This is a genomic window from Enterococcus hermanniensis, assembly GCF_001885945.1.
Lineage (GTDB): Bacteria > Bacillota > Bacilli > Lactobacillales > Enterococcaceae > Enterococcus_A > Enterococcus_A hermanniensis.
On sequence record NZ_JXKQ01000002.1, the window covers coordinates 159,659 to 174,905 of the forward strand.

22 protein-coding genes and 1 tRNA gene are annotated in these 15,247 nt (G+C 34.6%); 8 read left to right on the forward strand and 15 right to left on the reverse strand.

The window, feature by feature from the left end; genetic code table 11:
• Positions 1-17: 17 nt before the first annotated feature.
• Entirely contained in the window at positions 18-512 is a 495-nt protein-coding gene (locus RV04_RS03000; RefSeq protein ID WP_071856991.1) for a hypothetical protein, read from the reverse strand.
• A gap of 12 nt (positions 513-524) precedes the next feature.
• Complete coding sequence (locus RV04_RS03005; RefSeq protein ID WP_071856992.1) at positions 525-728, reverse strand: hypothetical protein; 204 nt, start codon at positions 726-728, stop codon at positions 525-527.
• A 159-nt stretch (positions 729-887) separates the two neighbouring features.
• Between RV04_RS03005 and RV04_RS03010 the strand changes: the two genes are divergently transcribed.
• From RV04_RS03010 to RV04_RS03020, 3 genes are all read left to right on the forward strand, one after another.
• Entirely contained in the window at positions 888-1,415 is a 528-nt protein-coding gene (locus RV04_RS03010; protein ID WP_071856993.1) for an HdeD family acid-resistance protein, read from the forward strand.
• Positions 1,416-1,475: 60 nt separating this feature from the next.
• The gene (locus RV04_RS03015; protein ID WP_071856994.1) at positions 1,476-1,874 is read left to right on the forward strand and encodes a hypothetical protein; all 399 of its coding nucleotides are present in this window, start codon (positions 1,476-1,478) and stop codon (positions 1,872-1,874) included.
• A gap of 55 nt (positions 1,875-1,929) precedes the next feature.
• A tRNA-Gln gene (locus RV04_RS03020) sits at positions 1,930-2,002 on the forward strand.
• Positions 2,003-2,037: 35 nt separating this feature from the next.
• Here the strand turns inward: RV04_RS03020 and RV04_RS03025 are convergent.
• Positions 2,038-2,469 carry a universal stress protein gene (locus RV04_RS03025; protein ID WP_071856995.1) on the reverse strand — a complete coding sequence of 144 codons (432 nt, stop codon included), beginning with the start codon at positions 2,467-2,469 and terminating at the stop codon, positions 2,038-2,040.
• A gap of 220 nt (positions 2,470-2,689) precedes the next feature.
• Here RV04_RS03025 and RV04_RS03030 point away from each other — a divergent pair, with 220 nt between their 5' ends.
• From RV04_RS03030 to RV04_RS03040, 3 genes are all read left to right on the forward strand, one after another.
• Positions 2,690-3,400 carry an AzlC family ABC transporter permease gene (locus RV04_RS03030; protein ID WP_071856996.1) on the forward strand — a complete coding sequence of 237 codons (711 nt, stop codon included), beginning with the start codon at positions 2,690-2,692 and terminating at the stop codon, positions 3,398-3,400.
• Positions 3,393-3,713: an AzlD domain-containing protein gene (locus RV04_RS03035; protein WP_071856997.1), complete on the forward strand. Its 321-nt coding sequence runs from the start codon at positions 3,393-3,395 to the stop codon at positions 3,711-3,713. The genes RV04_RS03030 and RV04_RS03035 overlap by 8 nt, the downstream gene beginning before the upstream one ends.
• 88 nt (positions 3,714-3,801) lie before the next feature.
• Positions 3,802-4,020, forward strand: coding sequence for a hypothetical protein (locus RV04_RS03040; protein WP_071856998.1), 219 nt, complete (start codon positions 3,802-3,804; stop codon positions 4,018-4,020).
• A gap of 43 nt (positions 4,021-4,063) precedes the next feature.
• Here RV04_RS03040 and RV04_RS03045 read toward each other — a convergent pair whose 3' ends face one another.
• Positions 4,064-5,245, reverse strand: coding sequence for a glycoside hydrolase family 73 protein (locus RV04_RS03045; RefSeq protein WP_071856999.1), 1,182 nt, complete (start codon positions 5,243-5,245; stop codon positions 4,064-4,066).
• A gap of 278 nt (positions 5,246-5,523) precedes the next feature.
• On the opposite strand from RV04_RS03045, the gene RV04_RS03050 reads away from it, so the two are divergent.
• Together RV04_RS03050 and RV04_RS03055 are read left to right on the forward strand one after the other, a co-directional pair.
• Positions 5,524-5,790, forward strand: coding sequence for a hypothetical protein (locus RV04_RS03050; protein WP_071857000.1), 267 nt, complete (start codon positions 5,524-5,526; stop codon positions 5,788-5,790).
• A gap of 96 nt (positions 5,791-5,886) precedes the next feature.
• Positions 5,887-6,219: a hypothetical protein gene (locus RV04_RS03055; protein ID WP_071857001.1), complete on the forward strand. Its 333-nt coding sequence runs from the start codon at positions 5,887-5,889 to the stop codon at positions 6,217-6,219.
• Positions 6,220-6,253: 34 nt separating this feature from the next.
• Here the strand turns inward: RV04_RS03055 and RV04_RS03060 are convergent, their stop codons facing one another.
• Genes RV04_RS03060 through RV04_RS03110 form a run of 11 tightly spaced genes read right to left on the reverse strand, consistent with a single transcriptional unit; the run spans position 6,254 to position 15,128 of the window.
• A complete protein-coding gene (locus tag RV04_RS03060) occupies positions 6,254-6,931 on the reverse strand; it encodes a TVP38/TMEM64 family protein (protein WP_071857002.1) in 678 nt (225 codons plus the stop codon).
• Positions 6,928-7,797, reverse strand: a complete 870-nt coding sequence (locus tag RV04_RS03065) for a nucleoside hydrolase (RefSeq protein WP_071857003.1) — start codon at positions 7,795-7,797, stop codon at positions 6,928-6,930. The genes RV04_RS03060 and RV04_RS03065 overlap by 4 nt, the downstream gene beginning before the upstream one ends.
• On the reverse strand, positions 7,794-8,459 hold the full coding sequence (locus RV04_RS03070; RefSeq protein WP_071857004.1) for a TIGR04282 family arsenosugar biosynthesis glycosyltransferase: 666 nt from the start codon (positions 8,457-8,459) through the stop codon (positions 7,794-7,796). Before RV04_RS03070 ends, RV04_RS03065 begins: the two co-directional genes overlap by 4 nt.
• Positions 8,452-9,447: an aminoglycoside phosphotransferase family protein gene (locus tag RV04_RS03075; RefSeq protein ID WP_071857005.1), complete on the reverse strand. Its 996-nt coding sequence runs from the start codon at positions 9,445-9,447 to the stop codon at positions 8,452-8,454. Before RV04_RS03075 ends, RV04_RS03070 begins: the two co-directional genes overlap by 8 nt.
• 12 nt (positions 9,448-9,459) lie before the next feature.
• Positions 9,460-10,140 (reverse strand): TIGR04283 family arsenosugar biosynthesis glycosyltransferase, encoded by a 681-nt coding sequence (locus RV04_RS03080; protein ID WP_071857006.1) that lies wholly within the window; start codon positions 10,138-10,140, stop codon positions 9,460-9,462.
• Complete coding sequence (locus RV04_RS03085; RefSeq protein ID WP_071857007.1) at positions 10,137-11,129, reverse strand: ABC transporter ATP-binding protein; 993 nt, start codon at positions 11,127-11,129, stop codon at positions 10,137-10,139. The genes RV04_RS03080 and RV04_RS03085 overlap by 4 nt, the downstream gene beginning before the upstream one ends.
• Positions 11,110-11,907, reverse strand: coding sequence for an ABC transporter permease (locus RV04_RS03090; protein ID WP_084405499.1), 798 nt, complete (start codon positions 11,905-11,907; stop codon positions 11,110-11,112). The genes RV04_RS03085 and RV04_RS03090 overlap by 20 nt, the downstream gene beginning before the upstream one ends.
• Positions 11,904-12,758 carry an ABC transporter permease gene (locus RV04_RS03095; RefSeq protein WP_071857008.1) on the reverse strand — a complete coding sequence of 285 codons (855 nt, stop codon included), beginning with the start codon at positions 12,756-12,758 and terminating at the stop codon, positions 11,904-11,906. Before RV04_RS03095 ends, RV04_RS03090 begins: the two co-directional genes overlap by 4 nt.
• On the reverse strand, positions 12,751-13,998 hold the full coding sequence (locus tag RV04_RS03100; RefSeq protein WP_071857009.1) for an ABC transporter substrate-binding protein: 1,248 nt from the start codon (positions 13,996-13,998) through the stop codon (positions 12,751-12,753). Before RV04_RS03100 ends, RV04_RS03095 begins: the two co-directional genes overlap by 8 nt.
• A gap of 10 nt (positions 13,999-14,008) precedes the next feature.
• The gene (locus RV04_RS03105; protein ID WP_071857010.1) at positions 14,009-14,764 is read right to left on the reverse strand and encodes a heterodisulfide reductase-related iron-sulfur binding cluster; all 756 of its coding nucleotides are present in this window, start codon (positions 14,762-14,764) and stop codon (positions 14,009-14,011) included.
• A 1-nt stretch (position 14,765) separates the two neighbouring features.
• On the reverse strand, positions 14,766-15,128 hold the full coding sequence (locus tag RV04_RS03110) for a 4Fe-4S dicluster domain-containing protein (RefSeq protein WP_071857011.1): 363 nt from the start codon (positions 15,126-15,128) through the stop codon (positions 14,766-14,768).
• Positions 15,129-15,247: the final 119 nt, after the last annotated feature.

Below are 15,247 nucleotides of genomic sequence, written 5' to 3' on the forward strand. Positions count from 1 at the left end.
ATCTCTGCCACCTCATTTTATCGACCATTTTTATCTTGATCGTCTTTGGTTAAAATTTCTAACTTAGTTCCCTCACTGAGATGTGTCGAAAGAAAGACGACAAATTCAGTCAATGGATAATCAAAGGTCAAAATAGGTCCTCGACGATTTTTTCGAAAATAATTCAGTTTAATCAAACCACTATCCTCTTGAAATAAAACGACCCGTTCAATTTCACTCAATGGAACGCCACGATTATCTAAACTAAATAAAACTAAACTATCTTCGGTAAAGCCTCTTTTATCCAATAAAAAGCTCAGCATAACCAATGCAGCTAAAATCGATTGAACTCGACTATTCAAGTCTAGTTCACCGCTAAAGCCCACAAAAAGAATCAAGCCGGTTAAGAAAAGATAAAATGGTGCTAATTTACGTCGTTTAAAGATTGGAACTACAATATCTTTGCGTGCCAACAGTAAAAAGACATACAAAATAATTGTGAAAATTCCTAACAAATAGGTGAATATATTCAAAAGAATCCCCTTCTAACTTGGAACGAAACTAGAATATTTTACCACAACCATGTTAGACTTGTCATCTCGTTGCTCTTGATCGATTGATTCACATTGATTGATACGAACGACTGCACAATTAGTCATTTTAGAAACGACTTCGCCTTCGACACATTCTTCAAAACCGATTGGATGACACCGATAATTTCTTCCTAATTCAACTTCTTCTTCATTCATAAATAAGCCCTCCAGTACCAACATTCATTTGTTTGTTTAACTTTTGGATCAATGTTACTCGCATTATACATAAGTATGGAACGGTTTACAATTGAAAACTATTCTATATTCGCAAAAATGCCATCAATCAGGTAAAATCAATCATAAGGAGTGATAATTATGTCTAATTTTTTTGAATCTATTAAAAAGTATGGCTACCTAAGAAGTATCTGTTATTTGATTTTTGGCTTTGCGATTTTACTTCAACCTCGGAGTATTTTTAAAGCAGTCGTATACATTATCTTTTTATATTTATTGATTTTCGGTGTTACTCAGTTAGTTCGAGGATTGAAAGTTAAAAAATATACTGGAAATGTTGGCATTGAAACTACGGGTGGCGCTGTTCGAATCGTTCTCGCTTTTGTCGTTCTGATTTTCTCAAAAATGATCATTAGTATTTTACCAATGTTTTTAGGTTTTATTATTTTCATTTTTGCAATCAGCCACTTTTGGCAAAACTGGACAGCGAAAAGAAATGGGTTTCCCGTGACAGGTCAATTAATTTACAGTGGATTGATGGCTCTTGCTGGTATCTTGCTTTTATTCAATCCATTCAGCAGCCTGATGGTTCTTTTCCAACTTTTTGGTTTTCTTTTGATTACGATGGCCATCTCAGAATTTATCAATACTCGTCGCTTATCTAAATAAAGAATTGTTTCCATTATAAGAAAGTTTTATACTAGGATTAATAAATTAAGCGAGGTTACTATGGACACAACAAAAGAACTTTATCAATTCACAAAAAAATATGGAATCAATTACAATACTGGTGAAAAAAAAGGCCTGGAATTGTATGGAAAATTTCTACAAAATTTCCCTAAAATAAACTTCTCGTTCGCCTTTATCGGATTTCATAAATATGAAAGTTTAAAAAAGCAAGAAGGCTTGACCGCCTATGGTATTTCAGGCACGATGCTTTACGCGTTGAGCAAACAAAAAGCCTATAGATATAACTTATATCAATGCAAAGAAATCAGTGGCCAAAAAAAGCTAAATGGCATTCGCTTAACCTTAGTCTTTGACAAAGAAATCATCAAAATCAATCTAGGTTTTGCTGACGGAAATCTTGTGTTAGCCGCCTTGAAGCAAGCAGGTAAGAAAAATTAAAGACCTTAACAGTTGAAGAATAGAAAAACTAGCGTTATAATTTTTCTATTCTTAGTGGGATATGGCCAAACTGGTAAGGCGCCTGACTCTGAATCAGGTAAGTGTAGGTTCGAGCCCTACTATCCCAATAAAAAAAGAACTTGCTTAATGGCAAGTTCTTTTTTTATGCTTTCACTACCATAACATTGCATTTCGCATTGTTCACTACATGGGCCGTCGTCGATCCTACAATTGCTCGTTCAACCGCACCTTGACCTGTAGCGCCTATTACGATTAAATCTACTTGGTTTTCAGCTGCATAGTCTATGATTTTGTGTTTAGGATTTCCTGAATCGATTGTTGTCTCATAATCAAAATCACTGATATTTGATTCAGTAATCAATTTTTCTAATTCGATTTCGGCATTGTTTAAATGAAATTTCAGGGCATCATTGATAAATGCGGGATCACCGATGGAAAATTTATAATCTACTACGGTTAGTACAAATAATTTTGATCCATTTCTTTCTGCGATATCTAATGCTTCATGAAATGCATCCGTTGAAGATGGTGACCCATCCACAGCAATCAAAATATTATTATATTTTTCTTTCATTGAAAACGCCTCCCTTACATTTATTATACCTCATCTAACTTTGATAAATAAAATTTAACGTATATTTTTCAATAATTAATCTTTATCTATTATTTTAATTACCTTTAAAAGAGTCTTTTCTTCAAAATAAGCAGTCAATCATACCTTTATTGTTTCATCTCCTATTGTCATTTTATTCTTTATAGTCTAATATGATTAAAAAAAGATGAGAGGAATTATTATGGATACAAGACTAACTAAAACTGCTTCATTTATTGATGGTGTAAAGGCTTGTCTTCCCACAATCATGGGTTACTTAGGAATTGGAATTGCACTTGGAGTCGTCGGTAAATCAACAAATCTAACTATTTTGCAAATTTTCTTGATGTCAACTTTAGTCTATGCCGGAAGTGCACAATTTATTTTGTGCGGTTTATTGCTTCTAAATGCACCAATTTTATCGATCGTCTTTACAGTTTTTCTGATTAATTTACGACATTTATTGATGAGTCTTTCTGTAGCTAGCTATTTCAAAAAAGATTCCTTATTAAACGGCATTGGAATTGGTACATTATTAACAGATGAATCTTATGGCGTTTTAATGTCTACTTTGGCACAAGAAGAGAACGTCACTAGTCGATGGATGCATGGATTAAATTTGACTGCTTATTTGGTGTGGATTTTATCCACCGTCGTTGGAGCATTATTAGGAAATTTTATTCCTGATCCGACGATTTTTGGGCTTGATTTTTCTCTAACCGCAATGTTTTTAGGCTTGTTTCTTTTCCAAGTAACCTTACCTTTAGTCAAACAAAAAGTAAAAACGATTAAGATCTTACTAGTAACTAGCATTAGTCTGGTTATATTGATGCGCTTTTTTTCTGCAGAAATGTCAGTTATTTTCGCAACTTTATTGGGCTGTTTAACGGGGGTGCTGATAAAAAATGAGTAATTTCTATTATTTAGCCACTATTTTAGGATGTGCACTGGTTACTTGGATTCCGCGTATCCTTCCATTTATTTTAACAAAAGCTTTTACCTTACCAACAATAGTAAAAGAATTTTTAAGTTATTTGCCTATGACAATTCTAACAGCGCTTTTGCTACAAAGCTTATTAGAATTTCACACGGGCCAATTCCCAACTCTAAGAATTCCTGAGATAATTGCCTGTGTCCCAGCTCTAATTGTTGGTATTCGAACCAACGATCTTATGAAGATTGTAGTAACGGGTGTACTCTGCATCGCATTATTGCGCCTCTTTTAAAATTACAAGCGTTATAGAGCATATTTCTGGTTATACCTATACCATTGATGTAATATATAACAAAATAATCCTATAAGGAGTTGCTTTAATGAAAAAGATTGCTGGTTATTTCTTTAAAAAACCGTTGAATTTAGACGATAAAAAAGCCTTTGAGGTGCAGTTACCTTCAAATGTTTTGTATAGCGAAACGCAAAATGTACTAAAATCAGATCACACTATCTTAACTGCCATTGGAAAAAAATATGAACATCCATTAGAAACATTGCACAATTTTTTTGTCATTTCAGAAATCACCGATGTAGAATAAAAAAACTTCCTCAATGAAAAAATTCATTGAGGAAGTTTTTATTTTATTGACCATACCAACCAATACCTTCGTATTTCCAACCTACTTTTATTAAATTGTCACGTTCTGATTGTAATAATGTGTAATGATGCGATCCAGCTTTAGCATTTGGGTTATAAAGTCGATACAGCGGTTGACTTCCTCCAGAATACCAACTTACACCTTCGTATTTCCAACCTGCTTTTACCAGATTCTCTTTCTCGTACGCATAAGTTGTATAATGATGATCCCCCGCATTCGGATTATATAGACGGTAAACTGGTGTTCCACTAGTTGGTGCTTGCCAGCCTATTCCCTCATATTTCCAACCTGCTTTTTTTACTGTATCACGTTCGGTCGTATTAGCCGTATAAAAGTGTTCTCCACTATTTGGATTGTACAAACGATACATTGCGTTTGTTTTGACTGTTACAGAATTACTTGATGTCGTATCGTATTGAGTTAAATTATAAGTTTCAATAATACTGTTCAACGTAGATGCATACGTTGGCGCTGTAGCATATCTTCCAGTTAAATAAGCCGTTGCATCTTTATAAGATTTAGTATTACTTTTCCAAGCACCTGCATAGTAATAAACACCCGTTTGGAACGATGTGTTTTTTAGAACAGCTACATTATCGGCTAAGGATTCCTTATAAGAAGGATATTTTCTAAATTGGGCGTTGATATAATACCATCCCTTCTCAGAACTCCATTCTTGAGTTTGTAATGTTACTGACTGCCCGTTATAAGTACCTTTTATCCCAAATAAATTGTAATTAGGTGATTGGGATAATGAACTACTTCCCCAACCGCTTTCAACAATAGCTTGCGCAATCATTACCGATGCATATAAATTATTCGCACTAGCTAAAGATTTAGCAGACGGTGCTACTTGATCAATGAATGCTTGTTGAGTTGTAATAGTTGATCGAGCTGCTCTTAGCGCTGGTAATTCTATTGTAAAATCTTCAAATCTAGTTGGATGGTAAAACTGTAAATTACCATTTGCATCATATTCCACTTTATCTATTTCCTCACTTGTACCAGTAGCTGCATCTTCATTATTATCACTATCTGATACTGCTTGTGAAGTAACTAAAGAGTTTGAATTAGAGGCATCAGCTGTTTCTCCTTGGGCTACAACTGTAGTTACACTAAAACCACTCAAAATCATCATTCCATAAAATAAATTTCTATATTTCATTTGGGCTCCCTCTCGCGATTATCAATAGTTTACAAAATATTTAATCATTTCTTTTTATAAATTAACAAAATTTTAACTAAAAGTAAAGATTATTTAACCTTAAACGACTAAATTAAACCGTTAACAATTTCGGTTACTCATTTTCTTGTATCAAAATAATAAACAGCGGTGCAGAACAGCTTTTAGTTTTAAATTAAAGTAACTATAAAATCATTTTTTAAAACGTTATTTATTACTAATTAATATTTTGCTATAATACTTTCAAAGGAGTGAACTATATGGATGTCGGCTATCTAGTATCATTTGTTATTTATGCTATTTTTATATTTATGACGATTATTTATTTTTGGTTATTCAGACATGATCAACGCCTAGTCCATCTATACCTTTCTTTGATTCCTACTTTTATTTGTATCTACTTATTAATCAATCATACGCATGCTCAATCAGCAGAAGGAGCATTGGGTTTGGGGTTATTATTATTACTTACACTTATCTCTAGTTTGCTATATTGGACTTTATATGTTTTAAAAAAGAATAAATAATTTTACTTAAGACCTTCACAAATATTTCGAAAATATCCGATTATTTCTATGCTATAATACTTTGTGTTAACCAAACCTATTTAAAGGAGCGTTATTATGCCCGTTGTATTAACTATACTAATTGATTTATTGATGGCGATATTATTAGCTTTTCGCATTATTAAAAATGATCAAGTTGTTTCGATTATCAGTGTCATTTTACAAGCTATGCTGTTTATAGATTTACTTGCTATTGTTTTTCTAAGAAACCCAAAACGTAAAGTGACAGAAGTGAACACACCGCCTGTTGAAATGAGCCGCAGAAATTCTCGTAAAGTGAAAGTAACTAAACCAGTACGCAGTGGTTTTTTCATTCAAGTTTCTTGCATTATTGCCCTTCTACTTTTAGCTTATTATGTTTACTCTGTCATTTATCTTTTTATTAACTAAGAAATAGCCCACCTAAGATAATTATCTAGGTGGGCTATTTCATTTTATTATATTCAGTATCTAAGCGATTGATCTTTCGACTAATTTTTTTAGGTAGATAGGATAATAATGATAGAAAGATTCCTGCAATTGCTAATTCAATTAATAGCGAAAAAGAAATCCCTTTAGTAGCGATCTCCGAAGCCATAAACGTATATGTAAAACTAGCAGGCATCATCGCCAAAAAGGAAATCAAACTAAATTTTTTTACACTCATCGGTGTTAAAGCATAGGCATAGCTTTGGATTGCAAATGGAAATATCGGAACTAAGCGTGTGAAAATCAAAAAAGAAATGCCATTTTCTTGAACACCTTTTTCAATTTTTTGAAAAGTTGCATCATTTTTAAAGCGTTGTAGGATATAATCCCTCGCAAGAAATTTTCCAATAACAAATGAAATCGTACAACCTAAAGAAGCGCCGATAATCGTTAAACAGCCTCCCACTAATCCACCATAAGCCAAGCCACCGACGATGGCTAAGAATTGACCTGGCAATAAAAAGACCGCTACAACTACGGATAATGAAATAAAAAAAAGATAGCCGATCCATCCAAGATCCTCTAAAATATGTCGCAAATTTTCGATATCTGTCAACAACCTAACGAAACCTAACTGATTGGCTAAAAATAAAACGACTACTATCAAAAAAATAAAGCCCACAATTTTTTTCATTGATTGCTCCTTTCTCCTTTAGCAATTCCTTTGCTCATTCGATCGATCGCTAATCGATTAAATTCAATGATGTTCATTAACTGATCAGGCATTTTAACTAAATGTGCTGAATGTTCTACGATATTTATTTTTCCTTGTTTAAGTTCAGGTTGCTTTGGTGCTAAGTAATAATTTTCTGCACTGAATAACTCAGGATGCTCTAAATATACCGCAGTTGTCATATCCCAATTGCAAAATCCAGCAAAATCAAAATGTACCTTATTCCATTTTATCCAATTCTCCAAGATCAACTTGACCCAACTAGAGTCCACTGAGTGTATTTTATTTATCTTAGTAAGAAAATTTGCTAGATCACTTTTCGAAAAAAATGCTTGTGCTGTCATATGTCCATTCATGATTGTAAGATTTGCTTGACTTAAAAGGACCTTTTCTGTGGCACAAGCATCGCTAGAAAAATTTAATTCATTAACTGATGTTTGATTAACTTTTAATGGCTTCAACACTCCACCCATTAAAACAATCTCCTTAACTTTACTAAAAAAAGTAGGATCCATCGTTTGTGCTTGAGCCAAATTAGTCAATGCCCCCGTTGCTAAAAGACTGATCTCACCAGGATAACGATTTACTTGATCCACTAAAAATTGAGCTTGCTTTCTTGCATAATAGTCAAATGAAAGGTTTAGCTTTTGACAAAATTCCTGAGTCATTTTTTTTACAACTTCCAGATTACTATTGCCGTAAGTTAGAGTAACACCTAATAAATCAATTTCCGCAACGCCTAATAAATAAAGCAGCGTCAAGCCATCATCGACATCATGATTTGGTAAGCCAAAAGTATTATCACAATCAAAAATTACTTTTTTCATTTCACTCTTCCTCGATTTTCTTTCAACCATTGATTAAAAAAATAGTTATCTTTTTCGCTGTACTTTAAAGCTTCTACCAGATCCTCAGGGTAATCAATATCTTTTAACGTTGGTAATACATACAGCTTTCTTTTAGCTATCAGAGCTATTGTCTCCTGCAGAACATTTTGTTTTCCCCAGCCAATATTTGTTTGAAATATCGGCGATAAATCGATTGAGTAAGTTGAACCAATCAAATAATATCCGCCGTCACAAGACGGACCAATCACGACTTCTTCCATTTTATCAAATGCATCTTGTATGATTTTCTGATTTAGATTAGGGATATCACTTCCCGTCAAAACGACTTTTTCATATCCTTTAGCAAAAATTGTCTTCATTGCGTGATCCATCCGGTCGCCGATCGTATCGCCGAGCTGCGGAAAATACTCAAAGCCATCTGGAATAATCTCAAAAAAACTTTTTGATTTGGCTCCATCTGAATAGGCTAAAAAAAGATCAATTCCTTTGTTTTTCAACGCTTCAAATTTAAGAAACCCATCTTTTAAAAGTTCTAATTGTATTTGAGCAGCTTCTTCTCCGGTAAGTTTTGTTTGTAGTCGTGTTTTCACTTTGTTTGGAATGGGAATACGTGTGAACAATATATACGCTTTTTTATTCAAAAATTTGCTCCTTTAAAGCTTGCTGTAAGAAATCTTTTTGCAAATAACTTTTTACTTTTGCAAAAATTTCTTGATTTTGTAATTCCTTCGTATCTGTTTGATAGCTATCATACGCCATCGCTGACCATGACAATGCACGGAGCATTAAATACGGATGATATATATGTAGAGCCTCTTTAAAGGTTTCATTGTCAAAATGGGTGTCTTTCAAATACGCTTGAATAAATTGCTCCTTTTCTGTTTGACTCAAGATAAGATTACTGCGCCACAAAGTAGTGGTCGATGCTAAAAACTGCGATATATCTTGCACTGCGTGGCTAATGACAGGTTTTTCCCAATCGATCAAAAAACTTTGCTGGCCGATAATAAAATTATGGGAATTTACTTCCGTATTCGTCACGCACCACTGATTTAAATCAATAAAGAATTGCTGTTGCTTCACATTATTCTTACACCAATCCAAAGCTTCGTCGAATTGATGCTTGGCAAATTTAGAAATATAGTTGCTTTTGAAAACCGGATCAAGTAATTGTTCACATTCAGTCGTACGAGCTGAAAGAATCGATTGCGTTTCCTTAACAAATAAACGATTAGCCGTCTCGTCTAATGGCTGTTGATGGATTTTTCCAAATATTTTCGCCGCTTCTGACAAATCACTTCGATAATCTAAAGGGGAACCTGCTAAATATTCCATAATCAATAAGCCTTGGTCAAAAAAATTTTTATGATCGTCCACATAATAAACTTTAGGTGTCCGTTTCGTTCGTTCTAACCATTTCAATGCTTGGTATTCATACTGGACCTGATTATCCAAGTGAAGTTGGCTACCGTAATTCAAGCGAAAAACAAATTTCCTTGTTTGATCTGAAATCAAAAAATTTTGATTGTATTCACCCTGAGCTAAAAACTCAACCGTAATCGGTTCACAAAGCTCAAATCTTTCAAGCAAATGATAGGCCTTTAAATACATATGGATTTTTTCTAACATCGTGCTCTCCTTTTATCTGTAATAACGCTCGGCTAATTTTTTAGGCGATACACCAAACAAATATAATAATTTTATTTGATGCATTTTTAAATGTGTCTGTAATTTACCTTTTCTAAAGCGCCGACTCGATGTTTGAATCGTGAATGGAAGCAGCTTAAACTTTCCGATTTTTCTTAAGCGACGGCTAAATCGCCAATCTTCCATTAAGGGAACAGGTTCAAAGCCGCCTGCTTTTTCATAATTTTTCTGAGTAGTTACTAACCCCTGGTCACCAAAAATCAATCCTAAAAAAAGGGCTCTCAAAGTAGATGTCTCAGCTAAATAGCGATAAAAAAATTCAGCTGAATCAAATTTCAACTTAAAAAAAGCTGCACTATAAATTGAATCGCTAAAGCATTTTTCAATAATCGCTAATAGATCTTTCGTTGATTCGATCACACTATCGCTATGTAAAAACCATAAGATCTCTCCAGAACTTTTTGTTACCCCATAAGAAAGTTGAGCACCACGATTTGCATTGAACAACTGATATACTTGGCCGTATTGTTTCGCTAACGAAACAGTTTGATCAGTGCTTCCACCATCAACAATAATCAATTCATAAGGCACTGAAGTCGTCATACTTTCAAATTGATCGAGTAGTTGTACAATTGTTTTTTCTTCATTTAAAGTTGGAATAATAATTGAGATCATGGATTCACCACTAAAAGCGGTTCTTCAAATTGAATTGCGACTTCTTTTGAGATTGGTTGCGAAGAAAAATTTGTTAGTAAACATCCAATTCCTGCAATTTCTGCATACACTCTTTGTCCATTGGGTGTCCAATCAATTGAATTTATTTTACAGGAGATACCTTCTTCCACGAATTTTATTTTTGTATTTGAAGGAATATAAAGCATTGATCGATCACTGATTTCTTCTGGATTTAAGACTTTTATTTCTTTACCATTTAAATAGAAGGAATTATTTTTGCTAGTTCCTTTAACAAAATTATATTCTCCGATTGCGTTTGCTATCTGTTGGCTTTTAGGATAACGATAGATTACTTTAGGGGGGGCATCTTGTTTAATCTGACCATCTAAAAGCATAATCATCCGATCTGCTAAGTGAAAAGCTTCTTCACGATCATGGGTCACCATGATGATTCCAAATTGATACTTCTTCTTTAATTCAATCAAATATTGCCGCATCGAATCTTTCAAGTGACTATCTAAATTGGCAAATGGTTCATCTAAAAGTAATAATTTGGGCTCTAAAGCAATCGCTCGTGCGAGTGCCACGCGTTGTTTTTGTCCCCCGGATAATTGATCTGGATATTGATTTTCTACTCCTTGTAAATCAAAAGCACCCATCATTTGAGCAATTTTTTGAGTAATCACTGATTTTGAAATTTTACGTGCTTTCAATCCGAAAGCAATGTTTTCACTGACTGTCATATGTGGAAATAACCAAAAATCTTGGAAAACTAAGACTGCATCTGACTGTGCACAATCATTATTAAATTGAATCGTTCCTTTTTTTACGGGTTGGATCCCAGCAATCATTTTTAACAAACTAGTCTTTCCTACTCCTGAAGGACCAAATAGTGCGATAACTTCTCCGTCAAAAATATCAAAGGACAAATTATTTAAAATCTCCTTTTTTCCGTAATGAAGTGATAGATTACGAATACTTACGCCCATGATTCATTCCTCCAATCATCATTTTTAGTATAAAGACTCCGACTATTGTACAACCCAAAAAAATCAAGCTATATGCCGAAGCAATTCCTAAGCGACCATTATTAGCATAAGGCAAAAGAAGCAATGGTAAAGTAACGATTCGCCCACCCCCAATAAAAAAGGTTGGCAGATATTGGCTACATGACACAATAAATACTAATGAAGCTGAGGTAATGATCCCTGGCCGTAATAACGGCCAGGTTACCAACCTAAAAGTTCGCAAACTTCCAGCGCCTAAAGTATATGCCGTTATGCTATACCCTTCCCCCATTTTCCGATAACTTTCTAACAAAATCTGCATGGCGTATGGTAAGCAAAAATAAATATGAATCAATATAATACCGCTAAAACTACCCGTCAAATGAAATCGCAAAAATAAAATTTGGCTTGACGTTGTAATAGCAATGGTTGGTAAAATCAATGGTAAGTAGATCAAAATTTCCACAAAGCGCTGCGACCATTTTTTTTGAAAAGCAAAATAACGAGCTGCTGGTAATGCAATTAGCAAACTACCGATAGTTGCTCCTAACGCAATGACTAGTGTATTTAAAATTGCTGGAAAAAAATTAGTCTCTGAAATCATTTGATGCAATACTTTTAACGTATATTGTTCTGGAAATACAGTTGGATACATCCATTTCCCATTAAATGACCAAAAGAACAACAAACTTAGCGGAAGAATAATCAGTAAAGCAATGATAGCTAAGAAAATAAAAGAAATTCTTTTTCCCATTTTCATTGAGTACTTCTCCCTCCTGGTAATAGACGACTGATCCCAAATAACAAAACGCTGACGAGTAGACAAACACCAGACATCACGAGGTTTAATGCAAATGCTTGCGGTCTTGTTGCTAGATCTGCTTGTGTAAATAAATCATATGCTGTCATCGCAACCGTCTCATAGCTAGGACTTCCTAATAAAAATGGCACTTCAAATGAAGCGAATGTAAAACAAAACAGAATAACAAATAGCGAACAAACCGTTTTTTGAATCAGCGGTAAGATAATTGTCGTTAAAATTCTTACGTGCGATGCTCCTAAGTTTTTGGCTACATCAATATAGCCAAATTGGAGCTGCTTTAAAATAGCTAAAGTCGTAATTGCTACATACGGTATTTCCTTATATAAAAAGACAAATAGTATTCCATAACCTTTAACATCATGAATTAGCAACGGAAATTGGCCAATCTCCTTTATCCAACCTATTTGATAAAAAAAACGAGAAATAATACCCGTTTGGCTGAATAATTGTAAGGCTAACAATGCCACAATAATGTGCGGCAATGAAATGGGAAGACTAATCACTTTGTGTAGAAAACTAGAATTCGTGTTCAGCAATAAAAAAGCCAGTCCTACTCCGAAGACCAATGACAAAAAAGTCGCGGTCAGTGCTAGATAGCAACTATAACCTAACGACTTTTGAAAGTAGGCGGTCGTTAAGACCTGCTTGAAATAATTAAATGTTACCTCACGCAATCCAATCAACGGATAGTACCCAAAACTTACTTGTAGTCCTTTGAACAGCGCTACACAAATTATAACGCCGTTCAATAATAAATAAGGAACTACCAACAGCTGTTTTTTATTCATTTAACACATGTTCTTTCCACAAAGCTTCAATGACTGGAATTTTTTCTGCTTGCACTTCGGGTATTTGCTTTTCTTGCATTTCTTCTAATGAAAGTACCCCCTGATTTTTGTACAAATCCGTCAGTTTCTGATTAGTCGTATCAGAAAGTTTTTCAGAATCAAACGGTGGGATACTATACCCATATTTTGCTTCCGCTTTTTTAAGTTGTGCTGATTCACTAGTCATCTCATTTACTAATAACAATGCTCCTGCTTTTACTTTCGACGTATCGGCAATTGCTAAATAACTCTGATTTGCGATTGTACCTTTATCAAATAAGAATGATTCGGTTGTGTCGTTGAATTCATTATCGCTACGTTTTTCAGCTACATGCATTTGAGCATAGCTGTAACTCATATCAATTTGACCCGCAGCAAACATTTGATCTAACTCTGCAGTCGTCGTTGGATAGGTTTTTCCTGCTTGCCATAAATAAGGTTTGATTTCATTAAGATAATCTAATCCTGGTTTGATTACTTTATATAATTCTTCTTTGTCTGCCGAAGCTTTTTCTACCTTATCATAGCCAACGATATCACAAATAATATTACGAACAAATGCACTACCAGTAAATTCTGGTGGCGCCGTATAAGTGATTTTGCCTGGGTTAGCTTTAGCATAGGCTAATAATGTTTTTGTATCTGTTGGAAAATCTGCTTTGAATCGTTCTTTATTTCCTGCAAAAACAAGTTGAGCACTGCCATAAGGGACCTCGTAACCATCGATTTTTACCCCAAAATCATAGTTAGAATTATGCCCATCCACGTCCATTAGTTTTTCAAAACTTTCTACCTTACTTGTAATTGGTCCGTATAACAAATTGGCTTGTTTAGCGGTATAAAAATTTTCGCCGTTAATCCAGATAACATCAATATCTCCATTTTTAGCACCCGCTTCTTTTTCAGTCGTTAGTTTATTTAAGATTTGATCAATATCCATTGGGACACGTTTTACGCTAATATCATATTTTTCTTTCATCGCTGGAGCAACCACTTCGTCCACCCACGCGTTGGCTTTTTCGTCTCCACCATAGCCATAAAAGGTAACTGTTTGTCCTTTTCCTTCTTTCTCAGCTTGAGCAAAAGTACTAATAGAATCTGTCGTTTTTGTTTCTTTAGACTTTGTAGTTTTGCATGCTGCTAAAGAAAGGAATAAACCAATTGCTAAAATACTAACTATAATTTTTTTTAACTTTTTCAATTTTTTACACCTAGCTCCTAGTTACGATTTTTTTGGATTGATATCGATTTCCCCATGCCTTAAGAGGATTTGCTAGCGGATGAGGGGCACTTTGATCTTGCTCATAAACAACTGGGCCAAAAATCAAATCTAACAAATGCCACGCTTGACCTCCTCCAAGTATCATTGCTGAAGTGCAACTCGCACAATAAGTAACGATATGACTTGTGCCAAAATCGGCTACTCGTTTTTTTGAAAATTCTTTTGCTAAAGTCGGATTTGCTACGCCACACATTCCACCCATTCCGCAACACAAAGTGTTTTTTCCGCTTAATCGATTCTTGGCTACCTGATAGCCCAATTGTTCGAGAATAGAACGAACTGCTTGATGGATTTCTGTTACCTCTTTTGTCGGGCAAGAATCTTGAACAGAAAAAACAACATCGCTGTCTGCAGCCTTGCCTATTACTTCTTTAGGCAAACCACATTCTACCATTTTTACCCATAAAGAAACTGTCGGAAATTGGTCTTGGATCGTCATTGTTTTAATACAACCTTGACAAGCCACAATCAATTCATCAATTCCAGCTTGTTTGACTTGCTTGGTCAACTGACTAAAACGTTGTTGAAACAAGTCTTCTTGTCCAATCATTCTAGTTGGCTTCCCACAACAGCCTTGGATTACTGCCAAATTTGGGTAGCATGTCTTTAGATAATCAATACTATTTTTGACTTTTCCTGGACTGCTTGAACTAAGTGCACAGCCTGCCATAAATCCATACTTCATCCTATTTTCTCTCCCCATCATTCACTGCAGTAAACAATTTGCTCGTTGAAAGTTTTTGATGCAATTCCACACTTTTTAATTGTTTCAAAGGAAGACCATCTTTTATCAGGTCTCGACGAATCGATAAAAAAGCAGCGCCTAATTCTAATTGCAGCGGACATACAACAGTACATCGACCACATAACATACACGAATAGGGAACGATTGGTTCCAATCCTTCTTCTGATAAGAAACGTTGAAACAACTCTTTAGGATCATCGCAATAGTGTTGTAAAAAGAGACAATCCTTCATACAACGTTTACAGCTAGTACACGTTTCGGCAATCATTTCAGCCAATTTGAGCGTCTCATGCGAGTAATCCATGTTTTAACTCCTTTTTGTTGCTATGATTATTTGTATAAGAGCAATCAGGCAAAGTATTCCACAAACTAAATAATAAATAGGCATTGTTTGTAATTTAAATAAGAATAGCCATCCTAGAA

Bases quoted from the DNA above. Each gene is read 5' to 3' on its own strand.
- RV04_RS03005 (WP_071856992.1), bottom strand. From the start codon at position 728: ATGAATGAAGAAGAAGTTGAATTAGGAAGAAATTATCGGTGTCATCCA.
- RV04_RS03010 (WP_071856993.1), top strand. From the start codon at position 888: ATGTCTAATTTTTTTGAATCTATTAAAAAGTATGGCTACCTAAGAAGT.
- RV04_RS03015 (WP_071856994.1), top strand. From the start codon at position 1,476: ATGGACACAACAAAAGAACTTTATCAATTCACAAAAAAATATGGAATC.
- RV04_RS03025 (WP_071856995.1), bottom strand. From the start codon at position 2,469: ATGAAAGAAAAATATAATAATATTTTGATTGCTGTGGATGGGTCACCA.
- RV04_RS03030 (WP_071856996.1), top strand. From the start codon at position 2,690: ATGGATACAAGACTAACTAAAACTGCTTCATTTATTGATGGTGTAAAG.
- RV04_RS03035 (WP_071856997.1), top strand. From the start codon at position 3,393: ATGAGTAATTTCTATTATTTAGCCACTATTTTAGGATGTGCACTGGTT.
- RV04_RS03040 (WP_071856998.1), top strand. From the start codon at position 3,802: ATGAAAAAGATTGCTGGTTATTTCTTTAAAAAACCGTTGAATTTAGAC.
- RV04_RS03045 (WP_071856999.1), bottom strand. From the start codon at position 5,245: ATGAAATATAGAAATTTATTTTATGGAATGATGATTTTGAGTGGTTTT.
- RV04_RS03050 (WP_071857000.1), top strand. From the start codon at position 5,524: ATGGATGTCGGCTATCTAGTATCATTTGTTATTTATGCTATTTTTATA.
- RV04_RS03055 (WP_071857001.1), top strand. From the start codon at position 5,887: ATGCCCGTTGTATTAACTATACTAATTGATTTATTGATGGCGATATTA.
- RV04_RS03060 (WP_071857002.1), bottom strand. From the start codon at position 6,931: ATGAAAAAAATTGTGGGCTTTATTTTTTTGATAGTAGTCGTTTTATTT.
- RV04_RS03065 (WP_071857003.1), bottom strand. From the start codon at position 7,797: ATGAAAAAAGTAATTTTTGATTGTGATAATACTTTTGGCTTACCAAAT.
- RV04_RS03075 (WP_071857005.1), bottom strand. From the start codon at position 9,447: ATGTTAGAAAAAATCCATATGTATTTAAAGGCCTATCATTTGCTTGAA.
- RV04_RS03080 (WP_071857006.1), bottom strand. From the start codon at position 10,140: ATGATCTCAATTATTATTCCAACTTTAAATGAAGAAAAAACAATTGTA.
- RV04_RS03085 (WP_071857007.1), bottom strand. From the start codon at position 11,129: ATGGGCGTAAGTATTCGTAATCTATCACTTCATTACGGAAAAAAGGAG.
- RV04_RS03090 (WP_084405499.1), bottom strand. From the start codon at position 11,907: ATGAAAATGGGAAAAAGAATTTCTTTTATTTTCTTAGCTATCATTGCT.
- RV04_RS03095 (WP_071857008.1), bottom strand. From the start codon at position 12,758: ATGAATAAAAAACAGCTGTTGGTAGTTCCTTATTTATTATTGAACGGC.
- RV04_RS03105 (WP_071857010.1), bottom strand. From the start codon at position 14,764: ATGAAGTATGGATTTATGGCAGGCTGTGCACTTAGTTCAAGCAGTCCA.
- RV04_RS03110 (WP_071857011.1), bottom strand. From the start codon at position 15,128: ATGGATTACTCGCATGAGACGCTCAAATTGGCTGAAATGATTGCCGAA.